16 protein-coding genes are annotated in these 18,455 nt (G+C 61.4%); all 16 read left to right on the top strand.

The genetic code is table 11. The features are described 5' to 3' along the window. Window positions 1-13 precede the first annotated feature (13 nt). Window positions 14-2,041 carry a glycosyltransferase family protein gene (locus GTO89_RS08185; RefSeq protein ID WP_161261591.1) on the top strand — a complete coding sequence of 676 codons (2,028 nt, stop codon included), beginning with the start codon at window positions 14-16 and terminating at the stop codon, window positions 2,039-2,041. Between the two features lie 61 nt (window positions 2,042-2,102). Then, window positions 2,103-4,076 carry a CgeB family protein gene (locus tag GTO89_RS08180; RefSeq protein WP_161261590.1) on the top strand — a complete coding sequence of 658 codons (1,974 nt, stop codon included), beginning with the start codon at window positions 2,103-2,105 and terminating at the stop codon, window positions 4,074-4,076. Between the two features lie 22 nt (window positions 4,077-4,098). Next, window positions 4,099-5,907 (top strand): B12-binding domain-containing radical SAM protein, encoded by a 1,809-nt coding sequence (locus GTO89_RS08175; RefSeq protein WP_161261589.1) that lies wholly within the window; start codon window positions 4,099-4,101, stop codon window positions 5,905-5,907. Beyond that, window positions 5,904-6,767, top strand: a complete 864-nt coding sequence (locus GTO89_RS08170) for an SDR family oxidoreductase (RefSeq protein ID WP_161261588.1) — start codon at window positions 5,904-5,906, stop codon at window positions 6,765-6,767. The genes GTO89_RS08175 and GTO89_RS08170 overlap by 4 nt, the downstream gene beginning before the upstream one ends. A gap of 14 nt (window positions 6,768-6,781) precedes the next feature. Continuing rightward, complete coding sequence (locus tag GTO89_RS08165; protein WP_328793886.1) at window positions 6,782-7,711, top strand: glycosyltransferase family 2 protein; 930 nt, start codon at window positions 6,782-6,784, stop codon at window positions 7,709-7,711. Window positions 7,712-7,759: 48 nt separating this feature from the next. Beyond that, window positions 7,760-9,142, top strand: a complete 1,383-nt coding sequence (locus GTO89_RS08160) for a mannose-1-phosphate guanylyltransferase/mannose-6-phosphate isomerase (RefSeq protein ID WP_161261586.1) — start codon at window positions 7,760-7,762, stop codon at window positions 9,140-9,142. Between the two features lie 19 nt (window positions 9,143-9,161). Beyond that, the gene (locus tag GTO89_RS17350) at window positions 9,162-9,995 is read left to right on the top strand and encodes a methyltransferase domain-containing protein (protein WP_235920332.1); all 834 of its coding nucleotides are present in this window, start codon (window positions 9,162-9,164) and stop codon (window positions 9,993-9,995) included. A gap of 56 nt (window positions 9,996-10,051) precedes the next feature. Further along, window positions 10,052-11,443, top strand: coding sequence for a phosphohexomutase domain-containing protein (locus GTO89_RS08150; protein WP_328793880.1), 1,392 nt, complete (start codon window positions 10,052-10,054; stop codon window positions 11,441-11,443). Further along, window positions 11,440-11,961 carry a glycosyltransferase family 9 protein gene (locus GTO89_RS08145; RefSeq protein WP_161261584.1) on the top strand — a complete coding sequence of 174 codons (522 nt, stop codon included), beginning with the start codon at window positions 11,440-11,442 and terminating at the stop codon, window positions 11,959-11,961. The genes GTO89_RS08150 and GTO89_RS08145 overlap by 4 nt, the downstream gene beginning before the upstream one ends. Before the next feature lie 63 nt (window positions 11,962-12,024). Continuing rightward, window positions 12,025-13,104, top strand: a complete 1,080-nt coding sequence (gene glf / locus GTO89_RS08140) for a UDP-galactopyranose mutase (protein ID WP_161261583.1) — start codon at window positions 12,025-12,027, stop codon at window positions 13,102-13,104. Between the two features lie 69 nt (window positions 13,105-13,173). Next, a complete protein-coding gene (gene pseI / locus GTO89_RS08135) occupies window positions 13,174-14,268 on the top strand; it encodes a pseudaminic acid synthase (protein WP_161261582.1) in 1,095 nt (364 codons plus the stop codon). Window positions 14,269-14,352: 84 nt separating this feature from the next. After that, on the top strand, window positions 14,353-14,637 hold the full coding sequence (locus GTO89_RS08130) for a hypothetical protein (RefSeq protein ID WP_161261581.1): 285 nt from the start codon (window positions 14,353-14,355) through the stop codon (window positions 14,635-14,637). Between the two features lie 54 nt (window positions 14,638-14,691). Beyond that, window positions 14,692-15,465, top strand: a complete 774-nt coding sequence (locus GTO89_RS08125; RefSeq protein WP_235920331.1) for an SDR family NAD(P)-dependent oxidoreductase — start codon at window positions 14,692-14,694, stop codon at window positions 15,463-15,465. 2 nt (window positions 15,466-15,467) lie between these two features. Beyond that, complete coding sequence (locus GTO89_RS08120; protein WP_204758201.1) at window positions 15,468-16,937, top strand: long-chain fatty acid--CoA ligase; 1,470 nt, start codon at window positions 15,468-15,470, stop codon at window positions 16,935-16,937. Continuing rightward, window positions 16,930-17,574 carry a GNAT family N-acetyltransferase gene (locus GTO89_RS08115; protein WP_161261580.1) on the top strand — a complete coding sequence of 215 codons (645 nt, stop codon included), beginning with the start codon at window positions 16,930-16,932 and terminating at the stop codon, window positions 17,572-17,574. The genes GTO89_RS08120 and GTO89_RS08115 overlap by 8 nt, the downstream gene beginning before the upstream one ends. Window positions 17,575-17,614: 40 nt before the next feature. Then, window positions 17,615-18,352 (top strand): cytidylyltransferase domain-containing protein, encoded by a 738-nt coding sequence (locus GTO89_RS08110; RefSeq protein ID WP_161261579.1) that lies wholly within the window; start codon window positions 17,615-17,617, stop codon window positions 18,350-18,352. Window positions 18,353-18,455 lie beyond the last annotated feature (103 nt).

The following is an 18,455-nucleotide window of genomic DNA, read 5'->3' as shown; positions in this document are numbered from 1 at the left end:
GAAGGTGCGAATGATGAGAGTTCTCGCGATCGGAAACTTCAGTCACCGCTATATGGAGCATTGCTGGCGAGCGCCGCTGCGCCGCCTTTATCCCGACAGCCTGGTCGTTGATACGGCCCCCTTGTTGGCCGTCGGCGACGGCAGAGGCCGCTTTTGCCACCAGTACATTCTGGGGTTGCTTCGCAACGACACCGTCGATTGCGTTCTTTTTTTCACCGATGGCGGCATCGCCAATGATTTTCCGGACGCTTTTTTCGCCGCCCTGCGGCAGAGCCAGATCCCCGTTATCGCCATTCATGGCGACGACGAACCGGAGGTCTGGTATGAGCGCAACCGGCGCTTCGATCACCGCTATGACATGGTGGCGACCCATTCCCGCCGTAGCTGCGAGCGGCGGCGAGCCGAGGGGTGGGGGGAACGGGCGCTGTATCTCCCCTGGGGGTACAATCCGGCTGTCTTTCGACGCATGCCGGATGCGGAGAAAAAATACGACATCGTCTTTGTCGGGAAAAACAAACAGTCGGGCCGGCCGGAGGACTGGTTTGAAGACAGCCGCCTGCGGGCCGATTCGCTCGTGCGCCTCTATGAGCTTTGCCGGCGCCAGGGACTTCGTTTCGGCTTGTTCGGAATGGGCTGGGAAGACCATCCCATCCTCGGCGAGGCGGCGGGCGGTCTGGTGGAAGATGACGCCATGGTCCGCATCTTCAACGAGAGCAAGCTGGTCTTTAACCCCAGTTGGACCGCTGACAACGACTTTGCCTCCTATCAAAACAAGCTGCGCCTCTTTGAGGTGGCCGGCAGCGGCGCCTGTCAGTTGACCAACCATAACCCCGACTTTGCGGCCTCTTTTCCCGATGGCGGCGGCGCCGTCTATTTTTCGAATGTGGATGAATTGGAACAGAAGGTGCTCTACTACCTGCGCCATGAGGAGGAACGCGCCCGGATCGCCCTGTCGGCGCTTAAAGTCGCCCGGAGCGGTCATACGGCGGAACACCGGGTCGAGGCGCTGATGGCCCATGTTCGCGCCTGTTTTTCGAGCGAGGAAGGCGGGAAGGCGCGTGAGGATCGAACGGAGAAGGGGCCGGGAGGGGGCGCCGCGTCCGTATGGGCGGGACATCCTCAGCAGATTCAAGGGACGCCTGTCTGCGTCTACGGCGATGGGATTGCCGAGCCGGAGCGCGCTTTTGTCCATCTCTTGCCCCCGGAGTCGGATCTCCTGTCCATCGAGTCCGATTACCTGCCCATCCGGACCTTTCTCGGCAGCGATTCGCCGGCCGATGTGCTTACGGTGCGAACGATCGTCGAGTTTCCCGGCCAGGACGGCAACTTCATCCAAGTGAACAAAGAGAATTTCAACGGCTGCCTCTTGGACAGCGATGGCGATCAGGCGCTCGCGCTGTTGCCGCAAGACATGGCAGACCGGTTGATCCTGCCTGGCACAACAGCGTCGCCGCTGGTGGGGCTCAATTATCTCGTTCGCGCGTCCCGGCTGGACGATTTTATGGCTGCTGTTCGCTCCGGCTCTGGCTTCGGCTCCGCCGGTGTGGGGGCGGGTGCGGGCGCAGGTTTGGGGTCCGGCGCAGGTGCAGGCGCAGCTAAAGGCGGACGCGCAGACTTGCGCATCATCCATAGCCATCGCATCGTCAACCGCGTGCGCTTTCACCGGTCTGCCGGGAGGGCCTTCTCCTTTTTGAACCTGCGGGGAAAGCTCGACCGGTTGATGGCGGACCTGAAGGGACTGGGGAAATCGGTCATGATCTACGGCGGCCGGGGCGCGCTGCCGCCGGTGGCGCGGGAGGCCATCGAACGTCGCGGCGTCTCCTTTCTCGGCTATATCGACCGGGCGCTCGCCGGCAAGAGCCTGGACGGGCATCCCGTGTTTTCGGCCGATATGCTGGAATCGCTGCAACCGGACGTGGTGCTGGTGGCTGCCACCGTTTCGGGGCCGGAGATCTATGAGAACCTCAGCAAAAGCTTGGGCCGGTTTTGTGTCATCCCCTTGTATGAACTCGAACATCCCTCCTGGGAGATTGTCTATTAAAGGATAGAGTGGAAGCTGTCGATAGAATGGGGAGAAAGGATCTTTCAAAGGGCGTGGATTTGTGCGAATTTTGATGACAGGGATGCTGTCGAGCGTTTATATCAAGGATTGCTGGATCAAGCCGATGCAGGCGCTGTTCGACCCGACTTTTGTGGATATTACCCCCATTCAGGTGGTTCATAAAGCCCGTACCATCGAAAAGTACCTCTATTCGTTGATCCGCAAGGGCAATTACGATTTTTTCTTCTTCTATTCCGACGGCATCCAACAGGAACTGAGCGAGGACTTTTTTTCTGTCCTGAAACAGGCGGGGCTGCCCGTCGTCGCCTTTCATGCCGACGATGAGCCCGAAGTCTGGTATAAGAAAAATGAGCCTGTCGACCCCTTTTTCGATCTTATCGCCTCCCATTCGAAGCGCGCCGTGGCTCGTCGACAGGCCATGGGCTGGGGCGAGAGGGTCATGTATCTCCCCTGGGGCTTCAATCCGGCCGTCTTTCGCCCCCTTGACTGCGGCCCCGCGATCTACGACGTGGTGTATATCGGCAAAAACCTCTTTCAAAACAACGTGTTTTCCACCGAACATGAAGCTTACCGGCGCCAGCAAAACCTTGTCGACGTCTACGAGTTTTGTCAGAGCGCCGGCTTGAACTTTCGGATCTTCGGTTCCGGATGGGACAAGCACCCGGTGCTCCATGGCTGCAACGGCGGCGTCCTCACGACCGATGAGATGGTGCGCGTCTACCGGCAAAGCAAGATTGTCTTCAATCCCGGTTTTTCCGCCGACGGCGACGGCTATCAGACGAAACTGCGCCATTTCGAGGTGGCCGGTTGCGGCGTCTTGCAGATCACGAACCGCAACCCCGAGTTGGCCGAACTCTTCCGGGAAGGCGAGGAGATCGTCTTTTATGACGACGCCGCCGATCTCCAGGATAAAATCGCCTATTACATCGCCCATGAGGCGGAACGCCAGGCCATGGCTGAACAGGTGGGGGCGAGAGCCCATCGCGATCATACGACGACCCAGCGCCTGACCGAACTGTTTCAACGGGCCGCCGAACGTAACGGGGCGGGACACGGCAAAGGGCGAAACGGCGCCTCGAACCCTTGTCCGGTTCCAGCGCAGATGGGGACGGCTTCGCCGGAACAGATGGTCCGGCAGGTTATCCTGAAAGACCTCGGTGAGGTCGAACCGTTGCTTGGCGATGAGCGCTTGGCGGAACTGCTGCGCGACGAGGAGAGCCGCTATTTTCATTTCCTCATCGGTCAGTTTGCTGTGGAAAACATCGAATACAGCCTAGTGCGACCGATCATGGAAGGGGGGCGACCGCCCCTTATCGCCGTGCGGACCTTTTTAGAAACGCGCAAGCTCGATGACAACCGGGTCCAGCGATGGAAAGAGAACATCTGCGGCGTCCTCCTTCGAGAGACGGTGCGACCGGGCGATCTTCGCCCTGATCTGGCTGCCTTGGCCCAGCGGCGTTGTCCCGGTTTTGCCGGGGCAAGGGGCTTTCGACCGGTCCTCAACTACCTGGTGAGAAGAGACCATGTCCGGGAATGGCTGAGCGCGATCGCCAAGGGCGACGCCGCAGTGTTCGATCGATTGGCCGTGGATCACACCGGCCTGATCGTCAACGACCTGCGCATCGATGCCGCCGCCGACGGGGTGATCTGCGAACGTCCCTTCATCGAGCGGTTGCGTCCTGTGCTGGCCCAGTGGGAGCGGCTTGGCAGCAGGATCGTCATCTACGGCGCGCAAGGGCTGATGGCGGCGGCGGTGCTGGCGGTCCTCGCCGATTATCCCAAGTTGAACATGCTGGGCCTCGTCGACCGTCGCTTGGCCGGCGCCACCGTGTCGGGCCACCCCGTTTTTTCGGTGGATGATCTGGCGCGCCTGCAACTCGATGGGATTGTCATCGCTGCCGAATCGTCGGGACCGCAGATTTACCACAGCATCCGGGGGATGCAGGGGAGCGCGGTCGTAGCGCCGCTTTACGACTTGGAGGATCCCCTTTGGGAGTTGCTGCCGACGGTATGAACGAGGAAAGGAAGTTTAGGCAGTGCGCGTGCTTTTAGCAAACCTCCCCTGGCATGAGAAGCCGGAAGCCGGGAAGCCCGGTTGGCGCGGGATTCGCGCCGGGTCCCGCTGGCCCCATACATTCCAGTATTATGGCGGGGAACTGGTCGGCGGCGACATGCCTGTCCCCTTTTTCCTGGCCACAGCCGGCGCCATGCTGAAACAAGCCGGATTTACGGCCCAAGTCAGGGACTCCATCGCCCTTGGCGAAAGCTACGAGGATTTTTATGCCTTTGTGGCGGCCTTTCAGCCCGATGTGATCGTCGTCGAAACGTCGACGCCGAGCCTTGACCATGACTTGACGGTTGTGCAACGGCTGAAGGAGATGCGCCCGCAACTGCGCGCCGTCTTCTGCGGGATTCACTTTGAACTGGAGGATGAGCGGTTTTTCGCCGACCACGGGGTGATCGACTATGTCGTCTACGGCGAGTATGAGGCGCCGGTGACGCGGCTGCTGACGACGCTGCGCGATGGCGGCGATCTCGGCGCCGTGGCGAACCTGCTCTATCGAGACGGGCAAAAGGTCGTCAAAACGGGCGAGGGAGCGCTGACCGAACTGGATGGACTTCCCTGGCCCGACCGGACCGATCTCCCCAACGGAAACTATATCGATCACGGCCTCGGCCTGGAACGGCCGCAGCTGCAGGTGTACGCCACCCGCGGTTGTCCCTTTGGCTGCATCTTCTGTGTCTGGCCCCAGGTGATCTACCGCAGCCGCCGTTACCGGAAACGGAATCCGGAAGATGTGGTCGCCGAGATCGAGGCCCATCTCCGCCAGTATCCCTACCGGAGCTTTTATTTTGATGACGACACCTTCAACGTGGACCTGAACTATGTGCGCGCGCTGGCCCGGTTGTTGAAAGAGCGGGGGCTCGATCGCGTCCCCTGGGGCGCCATGGGGCGGGCCGACCTGATGACCCGCGAGGCCTTGCTGGAACTGCGGGCGGCGGGATTGCAAAGCATGAAGTACGGCGTGGAATCGGCCGATCCCAAGGTGCTCAATGACATCGGCAAGCGGATGAGCCTGGAGAAGGTCGTCGAGATGGTCAACTTCACCCGTGAGTTGGGCATCAAGGTGCACCTCACCTTTACCATCGGCCTGCCCAATGACACGGCGGAAAGCATCGAGCGGACCATCGATCTGGCCTGCCGGATGGAAGCGGAGTCGCTGCAGTTCTCCATCGCCACGCCCTTTCCGGGCACGCGGATGTATGCCCTGTACGAACGCAACGGGTGGATCACGACGAAGAACTGGTCTGACTATGACGGCGCCTTCAAGGCCGTCTCCCGGACGGAGACCTTCAGCGGCGAGGAGTTGGAGGCTTATGTGGCGTTGGCCTATCGCCGCTGGGCCGAGAGCAAGGTGCGCCGGGCTGTCGGAGCGCCGGCCTTCCAAGCCGCCTTTGCCGAGAAAGTGGCGGCGAGCGTCCAGCCGGGAGAACGGGTCCTTTTGCTGCAGGCGGCCAATGTCAACCTGACGGTGGCGCTGCTGGAACTGCTGAACCGCCTCGGCTATGAGGCCCATGTGTTGACTCACCAGCGATTTGTCGCCCATTTTGCGCCGCTCCTATCGCCGGAACGGATGCATGTCTTCGAGCAGACGGGCGATTTTCGCGCCTCCCTGCTGGGCGATTGGGCGAGGGCGCTGCAAAGCGAGTTTTCCTTCCGCGCCGCTGTGATCCCCTACACCAACCCCGATGGCCGCAATTATGAGGAAGTGGAGCAGGTCGCCCTGGCGGCGGCCCCGGTCATCGCCGCCGGAGTCAACATGGAAGGAACGATCATTCGATGACGAAAAGGGTGTTGTTGACCGGTGTGACCGGCTATGTGGGCGGCCTTGTCGGGCGGTGGCTTGACGGGCGGTATGACTGGACCGGCGTAAGCGCTCGTTGCGCCGCCGGACCTCGCCGGATCCCCTGCGATCTGACCGATCCCGCTGCCCTGGCGGCGCTGGCCCGACAGGTCAAACCTGACGTTATCATCCACGCCGCCGGTGTGAAAAACATCGGCCTTTGCGAGCGCGATCCCGCGCTGGCTGACGCTGTCAATCGCCAGTCCACGAGCAACCTGCTGACCGCCTTCCCGGATGCGCGGGTGATCTATATCTCCACCGATTATGTCTTTGACGGGGTGCGGGGGCGCTATCAGGAGACAGACCCGCCCGAACCGACCACCGTTTATGGAAGAAGCAAGCGGGCGGCCGAGAGGGAGGGACTCTCGCGTTCCGACTGTTTTTTTGTCCTCCGTTTGGCGGCCCTTTACGACAGGGAGGCGACGTTCCTGCAATTTCTCGACACATCCCTATCCAAAGAGGAGCCTGTCGATTGCTACCACGACGCCTACTACTCGCCGACCTTTTACGCCGATTTTCTCCACATCCTCGGGGCCTTGATCGACGGGGAGTCTTTTCAACGGCGCGTCTATCATGTCTGCGGGGAACGGCTGTCCCGGTTTGCTTTCGCCTCTGCCTATGCCCAGGTCTTCGGGCATCCCGCCGATCTCATCCGGCCCGTTTCATTGCAGGGGGCCGGTGGATTCCTCTTTCCCGATTTGTCCCTCTGTGATCAACGAACCCGGGAGGAATTCGGCCTGGAACGGACGAGCGTGCGTCGCTCCCTCGAAGCGATTTGGAAGGAAAAAGGGGAGGAGTGACGCTGTTGGAACTGGTGTCTGTTGTCATGTTGAACTGGAACCGTCGCGAAGATGTGCGGGAAGGGCTGACGCGGCTGCAGGAGCAGTCCTATCCCTATTTGGAGATCATCGTCGTCGACAACGGCTCCACTGACGGCAGTGTGGAGATGATCCGCGCTGAGTTTCCCCAGGTGCGTTTGATCGAAACGGGGAAAAACCTGGGTGTCGAGGGATACAACTACGGCTTCCGGGCGGCCCGGGGCGAGTACGTCCTGATCCTGGACGACGATTCCTTTCCGGCCTATGACGCGATCCGTCGCATGGTGGAGCGCTTTCAGGCAGACCCCCAACTGGGTGTCGTCGCCTTTGACGTGCGCAGCTACAGCCAGTTTGAAGCTGGGCAACGGCAGCAACCGGCCATGGGGGAGGCGGCGAAGAAGGCTCAGCCCCCTTCGAGCGGTGAAAAGACGAGTGGCGCCGCGAAACCGGTGGGTGTCGACTATTACATGAGTTTCAACGGCGCCGGCGCCGGCGTGCGGCGCCAGGTGATGGAACAAGCGGGCTATTACCCCGGCGAGTTTTTTCTCTACATGAACGAGATGGACATGGCCTTCCGGATCTGGGACGCCGGGTACCGCATCGAGTTCTTCCCCGACATCATCGCCTACCACAAGGCTTCGCCGGTCAATCGCCAGTCCTGGCGGGCGCCTTTTTTCTATACGCGCAACCTCTTCTGGCTCGTCTGGAAGAATCAACCGCTGCTGCGCGCCTGGGGTCTGACCCTGCGCCTGTTTTATTACTGCTGCTACTTTTCCTTGGAACAGTCGACTATGATTTATATCAAGGCTGCCTGGGCCGCCGCCGCCGGCATGACAACGATCCTGCCCTTGCGCAAGCCGGTGCGGGAGGAGGTCGCGCAAAAGCTGCGTGTCCCCTACCGGGTCAACTTTACCTTTTACCGATAAAGAGTTTGTTCCAAGAGGAGCTTGGGGGCCGGAAAAGGGGGCAGAGCCATGAAAGTGATTATTTTGGCGGGGGGCGGAGGCACACGCCTCTTTCCGCTGTCGCGGCAGGATTACCCGAAGCAGTTCTTGCAGATCGGCGGGGAGATGTCCCTGCTGGCGCAGACGGTGAAGCGTTTTCGCCAGCGCGTCAACCCGGAGGATATGGTCATCGTCACCAACCAGGCTTATTTTCATCATGTGCAAACGGAGTTGCGGCGGTGGGGGGCGGAGCGCGCCCATATCCTGTTGGAACCGGCGGCGCGGAATACGGCGCCGGCCATCGCCCTGAGCGCCCGTTACTGCCTTGATGTCTTGGGGTGCGACCCTGGCGAGGCGCTCTTTGTGGCGCCCTCGGATCACCTGGTTCGCCCGGAAGAGGCTTTTGCCGAACGGATCGAGGCGGCCATCGGCGCCGCCCAGACGGGACAGATCGTCACCTTCGGCATCGAACCGGCCAACGCGGAAACGGGATACGGCTATATCCAGGCGGGGGACGCCCGGGACATCGGCTTTGCCGTCCGCCGGTTTACGGAAAAACCGGATCGGACCACGGCTGAGTCGTTTCTAGCGGCAGGCGGCTATTACTGGAACTCGGGCATGTATGCCTTTACGATCGGCTGTCTTCTCGAAGAGATGGAGCGCCATCAACCGGATCTGGCGGAGATGGCCCGCTCCCCCTTCGATCAGATGCTCGACCGGTTTTCGGAAGCGCCGTCCATCTCGATCGACAAGGCGATCGCGGAAAAATCGGAGCGGGTGGTCGTGCTCCCCTTCGGCCTCTACTGGAACGACATCGGCTCTTGGGACGCTATCTTTGAGGCGTTGCCCAAAGACGCCGAGGGGAACGTCATTGAGGGGGACTGCATCCCCTTCGGATGCCGCGAGACGCTGCTGATGAGCCACGGCAGGCTGGTGGCCGGTGTCGGCCTGGAAGACACGTTGGTCGTGGAGACGCCTGATGTGATCGTCGTCGCCCGCCGCGGCGAATCCCAGAAGATCAAGGAAGTCGTCGAGCAGTTGAAGCGACGGCAACGGCGCGAAGCGGTGGAACACCCGAAGCAGTACCGGCCCTGGGGGAATTACACGATCCTCGTCGACGCGCCCGGTCACAAGGTGAAGCGCATCGTCGTTCAGCCGGGACAAGGGCTAAGCCTGCAGATGCATTATCATCGCTCCGAACACTGGATCGTCCTGGAGGGAACGGCGCGGGTGACCATCGGCGACGAGGCGCGGATGATCCACGAGAATGAAAGCATCTTTGTGCCGAAGTCAACGCGGCACCGACTGGAGAATCCGGGCAAAATCCCCCTGGTGATCATCGAGGTGCAAAACGGCAATTATCTCGAAGAAGACGACATCGTCCGGTTTACCGATACATACGGAAGAAGTTAAGGTCGAAGGGGAGCAGGGAATGAAGCAACGCACCGTTTTGTTCGGCGCCTCCAATCTGGGGCTGGCGGCCTATGACTACCTGCGCGGCGACTATGAGATCATCGGTTACTGTGACAATGACCCGAAAAAGTGGGGAACCCGATTCAACGGTCTGCCCATTTATCCGCCGAGCCATCTCTTCGAAGACCGGACGCTCCATGTGATCATCACGAGCAACTACTACAAGGAGATCGCCAAGCAGCTGACCGAAAACCAGGTGACGAAGTATGACGTCTTCGACCTGCACGAAATCAAGTTCAAGGAAGCTCTCGCGGAGAAACAGAAGAATAACGAAAAGATCCGGATCGTCATCGGCGCCAGCCAGATCTTTGAACAAGACTGGCTCCCCACGGAAATGAGCTTCCTGGATATCACCTCATCGGAACAATGGCGGAAGTACTTTGCGGAAGGCAGCATTGACGCCGTCATGGCCGAGCATGTCTGGGAGCATATGACCAAGGAAGAGGGGCAGGTGGCCGCCCAAAACTGCTACAATTTCTTAAAGCCGGGCGGTTATCTGCGCGTCGCCGTGCCCGATGGCTATCACCCTAACAAGGAATACATCCAGGCTGTCGATGTCGGCAAGGATGAACATCAATGCCTGTACACCTATGATGAGTTTTGTAAGATCTTCTTGCGAAGCGGTTTTGCCGTGAAACTGCTGGAGTACTGGGATGAGAACGGGGAATTTCATTATCGCGACTGGGATTGTCAGGACGGAATGATCCACCGTTCCCGCCGTTTTGACAGAAGAAATGTCGATGGACGCTTGGGCTATACGTCGATCATTGTGGACGCCATTAAAATCGAATAGCGTTTTTATTCGTAGCGTTTTTATAGGAAAATCGAAGACGGAAGGGTGTGCGTCGGGTGGGAGGAAACCCCTTTAAGGCCTATGACATCCGCGGCCGCGTCCCCGATGAGTTGAATGAAGACCTGGCCTACCGGATCGGTCGGGCCTATGTGCAGTTGTTTCCGGCGAAGCAGGTCGTCGTCGGCTATGATGTCCGTCCCTCCAGTCCCGCCCTGGCCCGCGCGCTGGCGGCAGGGCTGACCGACGGCGGCTGCGATGTCATCGACATCGGCTGCTGCGGAACGGAACAGGTCTATTTCGCCACCTTCCACTGGCAACTGGACGGCGGCATCATGGTCACGGCCAGCCATAATCCCGCCGATTACAACGGGATGAAGCTGGTGCGGTCCGAGGCCCGTCCTATCAGCGGCGACAGCGGCCTGCGGGACTTGGAGGCGCTCGCCACGGGCGCAAAAGGGGATCAATGGGCCTTTTCTCGGGTCGCGGAGGGCGAAGGGGCGGGAAAGGGCCGGATCCTTCGCCGCGATGACCTGATGGCCCCCTATGTGGCTCACCTGCTCTCCTATGTGGACCGCGCGGCCCTCCGCCCGCTGAAGGTGGTCGTCAACAGCGGCAACGGCTGCGCCGGGCCGATCATCGACGCCCTGGAAGCCCATCTTCCCTTTCAGTTTGTCAAGGTACACCATGAGCCGGACGGCTCTTTTCCGAACGGCATCCCCAATCCGTTGCTGCCGGAGAACCGGCTCTCCACGGCCGAGGCCGTCCGGAAGGCTGGCGCCGACGGGGGCATCGCTTGGGATGGCGACTTCGATCGCTGTTTTCTTTTCGATGAGCAGGGGCGCTTTATCGAGGGCTACTACCTGGTGGGCCTGCTCGGACAATCCTTCGCCCGCCGCAGTCCCGGCGCCCGGATCATTCATGATCCGCGCCTGACCTGGAACACCCGGGAGATGGTGACCGAGGCCGGCGGGTTGCCGGTGCAGTCCAAAACAGGCCATGCCTTCATCAAGGAGCGCATGCGCCTGGAGGATGCCCTCTATGGCGGGGAGATGTCGGCCCACCATTACTTCCGCGATTTCGCCTATTGTGACAGCGGCATGATCCCCTGGCTGCTCGTTCTGGAGACGATGAGCCGGGAAGGCAAGGCGCTGTCTGAACTGGTGGCGGAACGGATGGCCCGCTTCCCCTGCAGCGGCGAGATCAACCGCCGGGTGACCCAAACGGGGGCGGTTCTGGCCGAGATCGAGGGTCGTTTCACTTCCGGCGGCGTCGTCGACCGCACCGATGGTCTCAGCGTTGAATTTGCCGACTGGCGTTTCAACCTGCGAGCTTCCAATACAGAGCCCCTGCTCCGCCTGAACGTGGAGACGCGGGGCGATGAGGCGCTGCTCCGGCAAAAGACAGCAGAGATCCTGGCGGTTATCGACGGGAAGGGAGGGCAAGGATGAACGAATCAACGGAGAAATGGTGCCTGTTGATCCGTGCGGTCTCTTTTCAACAGATCGATAAGATCGTGCCGGCCCTCGTCCAGGAGTATCCCGGGATGAAGCTGGCCATCCTGACCCACGCCCATGGCCGGGACATGGCCGCCGGTTACGGCGAGGTCGATGAGGTGCTCGTCTACCCGGAGGTGGGGAGCTTTGACCCGGCGAAGGTGCCCGAGGCGGTCCGATCGCGCCGGTGGGACACCGTTGTGGCGCCGGTGGCCAATGTGTCCGGCTCCGGCTTTTACAACGTGCTGCGCTTCAGCTTGGCCATCCCGGCGCGGCAGCATGTGCAGATCAATCTCCCGGGCCAGCTTTCGCCGCTCACTTCAGCCGGCCTGATGGCGACGGGCGCGCGCAATGGCGCCTTTACCCTGTTGGCAGCGCTGGCGGCGGCGCTGCTCTGGCTGCCCTGGTTGATCGTCTTTTCGCTGATGGCGCTCTTTGTGCCCCACAAGCGGGAGGAACTCGGGCCGGGTTGAGTCGAACAAAGACGAAGCAAGACGAGATGTTGGAGAACCGTTTGAAAATATGGGGGATGGCGGATGTTCGATTACCTGATCGTGGGCGCCGGTTTGGCCGGATGCACCCTGGCGGAACGGCTGGCCAGCCAGCGGGGCGCCCGGGTGCTGCTGGTGGAAAAGCGATCCCACATCGCCGGGAACGCCTATGACGGCTACGACGACAGCGGCGTGCTGGTTCATCGTTATGGCGCCCACCTGTTTCATACCAATGACCGCGAGGTCTTTCAGTATCTGTCCTGGTTTACCGATTGGCATCATTACCTCCACCGGGTGCTGACCTGGGTCGATGGGCAACTGCTGCCGTTGCCGATCAACCTGGATACGCTGAATCAACTCTACGGCCTTTCCCTGACGGCGGAGACGATGGAGGCCTTCCTGGCGAGCCGGCGGGAGCCGCGAGAGGCCCGCAACTCGGAGGATGTCATCGTCAGCCAGCTGGGCCGGGAACTCTTCGAGAAATTTTTTGACCGCTATACGCGCAAGCAGTGGGGCATGGCGGCCTCTGAACTGGAACCGGAGGTTTGCGCCCGCGTCCCGATCCGCTTTAACCGCGATGGCCGCTATTTTGCCGACACCTACCAGGGGATGCCCAAGCAGGGGTTCACGCGCATGGTTGAGCGGATGATCGACCATCCCGGGATCAAGCTGATGTTGAATACCGATTTTGCCGAGATCAAAGAGGTCATCCCCTATCGCCGGCTGATCTTCACCGGGCCCATCGATGAGTACTTCCGGTACGCCCTGGGGCGTCTCCCGTACCGCTCGCTGCGGTTCGAGTTTGAACGGATCCAGCGGGAGCAGTTCCAGCCGGCCTGTGTCGTCAATTACCCCAACGAATTCGATTTCACGCGGATCATCGAGATCAAGCACGCCACGGGGCAGCAATGCCCTGTCACGACGATCGTGCGGGAGTATCCCATGGCCCATGGTGAACCCTATTATCCCGTTCCGGCTCGGAAGAACCGGGAATTGTATGAAAAATACGCCGAGGAAGCGGCCAAACTGAGCGATGTCTTTTTTGTGGGGCGACTGGGCCAGTACCGTTACCTGAACATGGATCAGGTCGTGCGGGAGGCCTTGAACCTGTTTGAGCGGCTCTGAGCGGCCCTACCCGTACCGCCGGCCTGTCGATGATGGTAAGATAAAGGAATGACTAGCGAGGGAATGCCCATGGGTTCATTTACGGTGGCCGGGCGGATCGTCGGCGCCGATGCGCCGCCGCTGATCGTGGCCGAGATGTCGGGAAATCACAACCACTCCCTGGAGCGGGCGCTCCAGATCGTCGAGGCCGCTGCCCGGTCGGGCGCCCATGCCTTGAAGATCCAGACCTACACGGCCGATACGATGACCCTTGATGTGGACAAGGCCGCCTTTCGCATCGATGATCCCCAGAGCCTCTGGGCCGGCAGGACGCTGCACCAGTTGTACGCCGAGGCGGCGACGCCCTGGGAGTGGCACGGCCCGATCTTCGAGCGCTGCCGCCAACTGGGCCTGATCGGTTTCAGCACCCCCTTTGACGCCTCTGCCGTCGATTTTCTCGAATCGCTCGATGTGCCCATGTACAAGATCGCCTCGTTTGAACTGACCGATCTGCCCCTGATCCGGCGGGTGGCGGCGACAGGCAAGCCCCTGCTGATGTCGACGGGGATGGCGACGGTGGCCGAGATCGATGAGGCTGTCCGCACGGCCCGGGATGCCGGCTGCTGTCACCTGGCCTTGCTCAAATGCACGAGCAGCTACCCGGCGTCGCCGGAAGCCAGCCACCTGCGGACGATCCCCCACCTGCTTTCCCTCTACGGAGGCGCCGCCCCGGAGGAGACAGCGGTGCAGGTCGGCCTGTCCGATCACACCCTGGGCATCGGTGTCGCCGTAGCTTCCGTGGCCCTCGGGGCGACGGTGATCGAGAAGCACTTCACCCTGAACCGGGCTGATGGCGGCGTCGATGCGGCGTTTTCCCTGGAGCCGGCAGAGATGGCGGCGCTGGTTGCGGAGACGGAACGGGCCTGGCAGGCGCTGGGCCGGGTGCATTACGGACCCCTCGGCGGCGAGGCCACATCGTTGAAGCATCGCCGTTCCCTCTATATCGGCGCCGATATGGGCGCCGGCGAACGATTCACGCCGGAGAACCTGCGGGTGATCCGGCCGGGCGACGGCCTGCCGCCGAAGTATTATGACCTGTTGCTCGGCAGGCCCCTCATCCGGGATGCGGCCAAAGGAACGCCGGTGACCTGGGACCTCCTCTTTCCGGAAGAGGAAGAAGCATAGGGTGACAAAGCGACGCCCCGGCGAAGCGGGCGATGGGAACGATGCGATATTTCATCGATATTTCATAGTGGAGAGGGGATTGTCATGACCCGGGACGCGATTGTACAAGTCATCGTGGATGCCCTGTCGGAACTCCTGGCGGAAGGCGACGGGCCGGTGAGCGGGCTGAACGAGGAGAGCAAGCTCTTTGGCAAGGAGGCCTTGCTCGACTCGGTCGGGCTGGTCACCTTGATCGTCGATGTGGAACAAAACATGGAGGACGCCACCGGCAAGGCGATCGTGCTGGCCGATGAGCGGGCCATGTCGCAACGGCAGAGCCCCTTTCTCACAGTCGGCTCCCTGGCCGATTACATCGTCACGCTGCTGTGACGGCCGATGCGGCTTTCGGAGGAAGGCATCCAAGCGGAGGGAGATCGGCTCCTTTTGAAGAAACCGAAGGCTGAGGTGCAGGACATGACATACGAGAATGAATCGAAGCCAGACGGTGGCGCGCCGGCTCAGGCGCCCCAGGTGATGCTGATCACGGGCGCTCGCAAGGGGATCGGCCGCAGCCTGGCGGAACACTATCTTAACGGCGGGTATTTGGTCGCCGGCTGCAGTCGCGAAAGCAGCGACCTGGTTCATGAGCGCTACTGGCACCTGCAGGCCGACGTGGCCGATGAGGCCCAGGTGATTGAGATGGTGACGTCGATCAAGCGACGGTGGGGCCGGCTGGACATCCTGATCAACAACGCCGGGACGGCAGCGATGAACCACACGGTGCTGACTCCCTGGAAAACGGCCGATCACATCCTATCGACTAACTTTGCCGGGACCTTTCTCTGCAGCCGCGAGGCGGCCAAGCTGATGATGCGGTCCCGCTGGGGCCGGATCGTCAACCTGTCGACCATCGCCGTGCCGCTCCGGATCGAGGGAGAGGCCGTCTATGCCGCCTCCAAGAGCGCCGTCGAGACCTTCACCCGTGTCCTGGCCAAAGAACTGGCTCCCTTCGGGATCACCTGCAACGCCGTCGGACCGACACCGATCGAGACGGATCTGATCCGGGGCGTGCCGAGGGCGAAGATCGACAGGCTCATCGAGCAGTTGCCCTTGCAGCGGCTGGGCGCCTTTGCCGACGTGGCGAACGTGGTGGACTTTTTTATCAGCGAACGCAGCGACTATATCACCGGCCAGGTGCTGTATTTGGGGGGCGCGTGACCGTGTTTTTGGACTGGCTGAAAGCAAAGATGGCCGCCCATGATGGGGCGGAGGCAATGATCTGGAACGGAAGGTCCTACAGCTACCGGTGGCTGCTGGACCGCATCGACGCCTGGCAGGGGGAGCTTGACGGCGCGCTCTCCCGTGGGGCGATCGTTGCATCGGCGCCCCACCCTGTAACCGGCAGACCGCCCATCACAGCCGGCATGGTTGTCGCTGTGGAAGGGGACTATACGCCGGAATTGTGCGCCCTGTTGCTGGCCCTCATCGACCGGGGCGTCATCGTGGTGCCCCTCACCCATTCGGTGCGGCGGCAGCGGGAGGAATTCCTGGCCATCGCCGAGGCGCAAGCGCTGTTCACCTTCGACGACGACGACCAATGGCGCCTTGTCTGGAAAAGCGGCAGTTGCTGGCGCGAGGGCGATGGGGCATTGAACGCGCTTGATGGGCTGGAGCCGCCCCAGAACCCCTTGCTGGTGAAGCTGATTGAGCGGGGACATCCCGGTTTGATCCTTTTCTCTTCCGGGTCGACGGGAAAAAGCAAGGCGGCGCTTCATGACCTGACGCTCCTGATGAAAAAATTTCAACAGCCCCGCCAGTCGAAGCGGATGCTGACCTTTTTGCTCCTCGACCACATCGGCGGATTCAATACGCTCTTTTATGTCCTGGCGAACGCCGGCACGATCATCACCGTGCCCGGGCGGACACCCGATCAGGTCTGCGCCAACATCGAAAGATACCGGGTCGAGGTGCTGCCCACGTCGCCGACTTTTTTGAACCTCCTGCTCATCTCGGAGGCGTACCGGCGGGCCGACCTCTCCTCGCTGGAGTTGATCACCTATGGGACGGAAGTGATGCCCGAGAGCACCTTGAAGCGGCTGCGGGAGGCGCTGCCCCAGGTCCGACTGCTCCAGACCTACGGGCTGTCCGAGTTGGGCATACTGCGTTCGAAGTCCCGATCGTCTGACTCGCTCTGGGTGAGGATCGGCGGCGAGGGGTTCGAGACCAAGGTGGTCGAGGGGATCCTCTGGATCCGGGCCGAATCAGCCATGCTCGGCTACCTGAACGCGCCGAGCCCCTTCGATGAGGAGGGCTGGTTTAACACCCAGGATGAGGTGCTCGTCGATGGCGAGTACCTGCGCATCCTCGGACGCCGCTCCGAGATCATCAACGTGGGCGGAGAAAAGGTGTACCCGGCCGAGGTGGAAAGCGTGCTCATGCAGATGGAGAACGTTGTCGACGCCGTCGTGACGGGAGAAAATAACCCTGTCACCGGTCAGATCGTCGTGGCCCGGCTGGCGCTGGAAAATCCGGAGGAGACGGCGGCGCTGAAACGGCGGGTGCGGGCGTTTTGCCGCCAGCGCCTGTTGCCCTATAAGGTGCCCGTCAAAGTGACGGTCCTTGAGCGAGCCGCCTTCAGCGAACGGTTTAAGAAGATGCGCCGCGAGGAACAGGGGAGCGGGAATGGCTGAAGCGATCATCACCGGACGTTTTGTCCGTCTGCGCCCCGTAGAGGAGCGCGATCTGGAGCGCATCCGCCAGTGGCGGAACAGCCCCGAGGTTTACTATCCCATGTATAACTGGGATCCGATCACGCCGGAGATGCAGATGAATTGGTACCGCCACCGGGTCTGTGATCGCGAGCGCCACCGGTTTTTTGTGATTGAGCGCATTCTTCCTGCCGAGCGGGCGACCGTAGACGGGATGGAAGCGGAGGAACCGCCCGTGACCGGCAGCGGGACTGGCCTGCGGCCGGTGGGGCTGATTTCGCTGACCCACATGGAGCCGCGCCACCGGCGGGCTGATTTAGGGTTTTACATCGCCGAAGAGCGCGATCGCCTGCCTGGTGTCGCCTTGGAGGCAGAGTATCTGCTCCTTCGCCATGGTTTTGGCGATCTGGGTCTGCACAAGATCTGGGCCGAGGTGCTCGAGGGAAACGAGGCGGTGGCGCGCATGCACCGGAACTATGGCTTTCTTGTCGAAGGAACGCTCCGGGAGCATGTCTGGCATGACGATCGCTTCAAAGATGTCATCTGCCTCGGGCTGTTGCCGGCTGATTTCTCGGCGACCCGGAAAAAGATCGAGACACTGCTGAAACGGTTGAAGTAAGGCCTGTCTTGCAGGCAACGCAATGGAGGAGGCGTCGTCGTTGACAAGGGCGATCATTGTCCAAGCCCGGATGGGATCGAGCCGCCTGCCGGGCAAGGTGCTCATGCCGCTGGCCGGCATGCCGCTGCTCTGGCATGTCTTGGAGCGGCTGAAACGGGTGCGCGAGGCCGATGTGCTCTGCCTCGCCACCAGCCGGGGGCGGATCGACGATCCAGTGGCCGATCTGGCCCGGTCAGCCGGCGCCTATGTGTTTCGCGGCGATGAGGCGGATGTGCTTTCCCGGTACGCCCTCTGCGCCAGGGAAGTCGACGCCGCGACGGTGGTGCGGATCACCGCCGATTGCCCGCTGATCGATCCGGACATCGTCGCCGCTGTCATGACCACCTACGCTGAGGCGGAGACCGATTACATGACCGTCGACCAGTGCCCGCGTGGGCTGGATACGGAGGTCTTTTCCCGGGAGGCGTTGGAACAGGCCTTTGCCGAGGCTCTCTACCCGGCGGCGCGGGAACATGTGACCTTCCATCTCTACCACTCCGGCCGGTTTGACGTGCAGCGCCACCTGGCGCCGGAGGCCTACCGGCGTCCCCAGTACCGTCTCTGTGTGGACGAAAGGAAGGACTTCCAACTCATGGAGGAGATCTACCGGCGCTTTTACCGGCCCGGCGGGATCGCGCCCGTGCCGGCGGTGTTGCGCTGGCTTGACGAGCACCCGGAATGGGGGGGCCTGAACAGCGATGTGTTGCAAAAAGCCGTCGATGTGACCGACGCGCCCTGATCTCACTCGCGAAGGGCGTCCTTGAATGACCGTCGAGATGGGGAAGGAATGGCGCGCCGAGGGGTCCAAGACCAGGAAAATGTGTTAAGTTTCCCCCTGTTTT

This window comes from Heliomicrobium gestii (assembly GCF_009877435.1).
Classification (GTDB): domain Bacteria; phylum Bacillota; class Desulfitobacteriia; order Heliobacteriales; family Heliobacteriaceae; genus Heliomicrobium; species Heliomicrobium gestii.
Note: the sequence above shows the minus strand (reverse complement) of the source record. Positions and strands in the feature narration are given on the sequence as shown.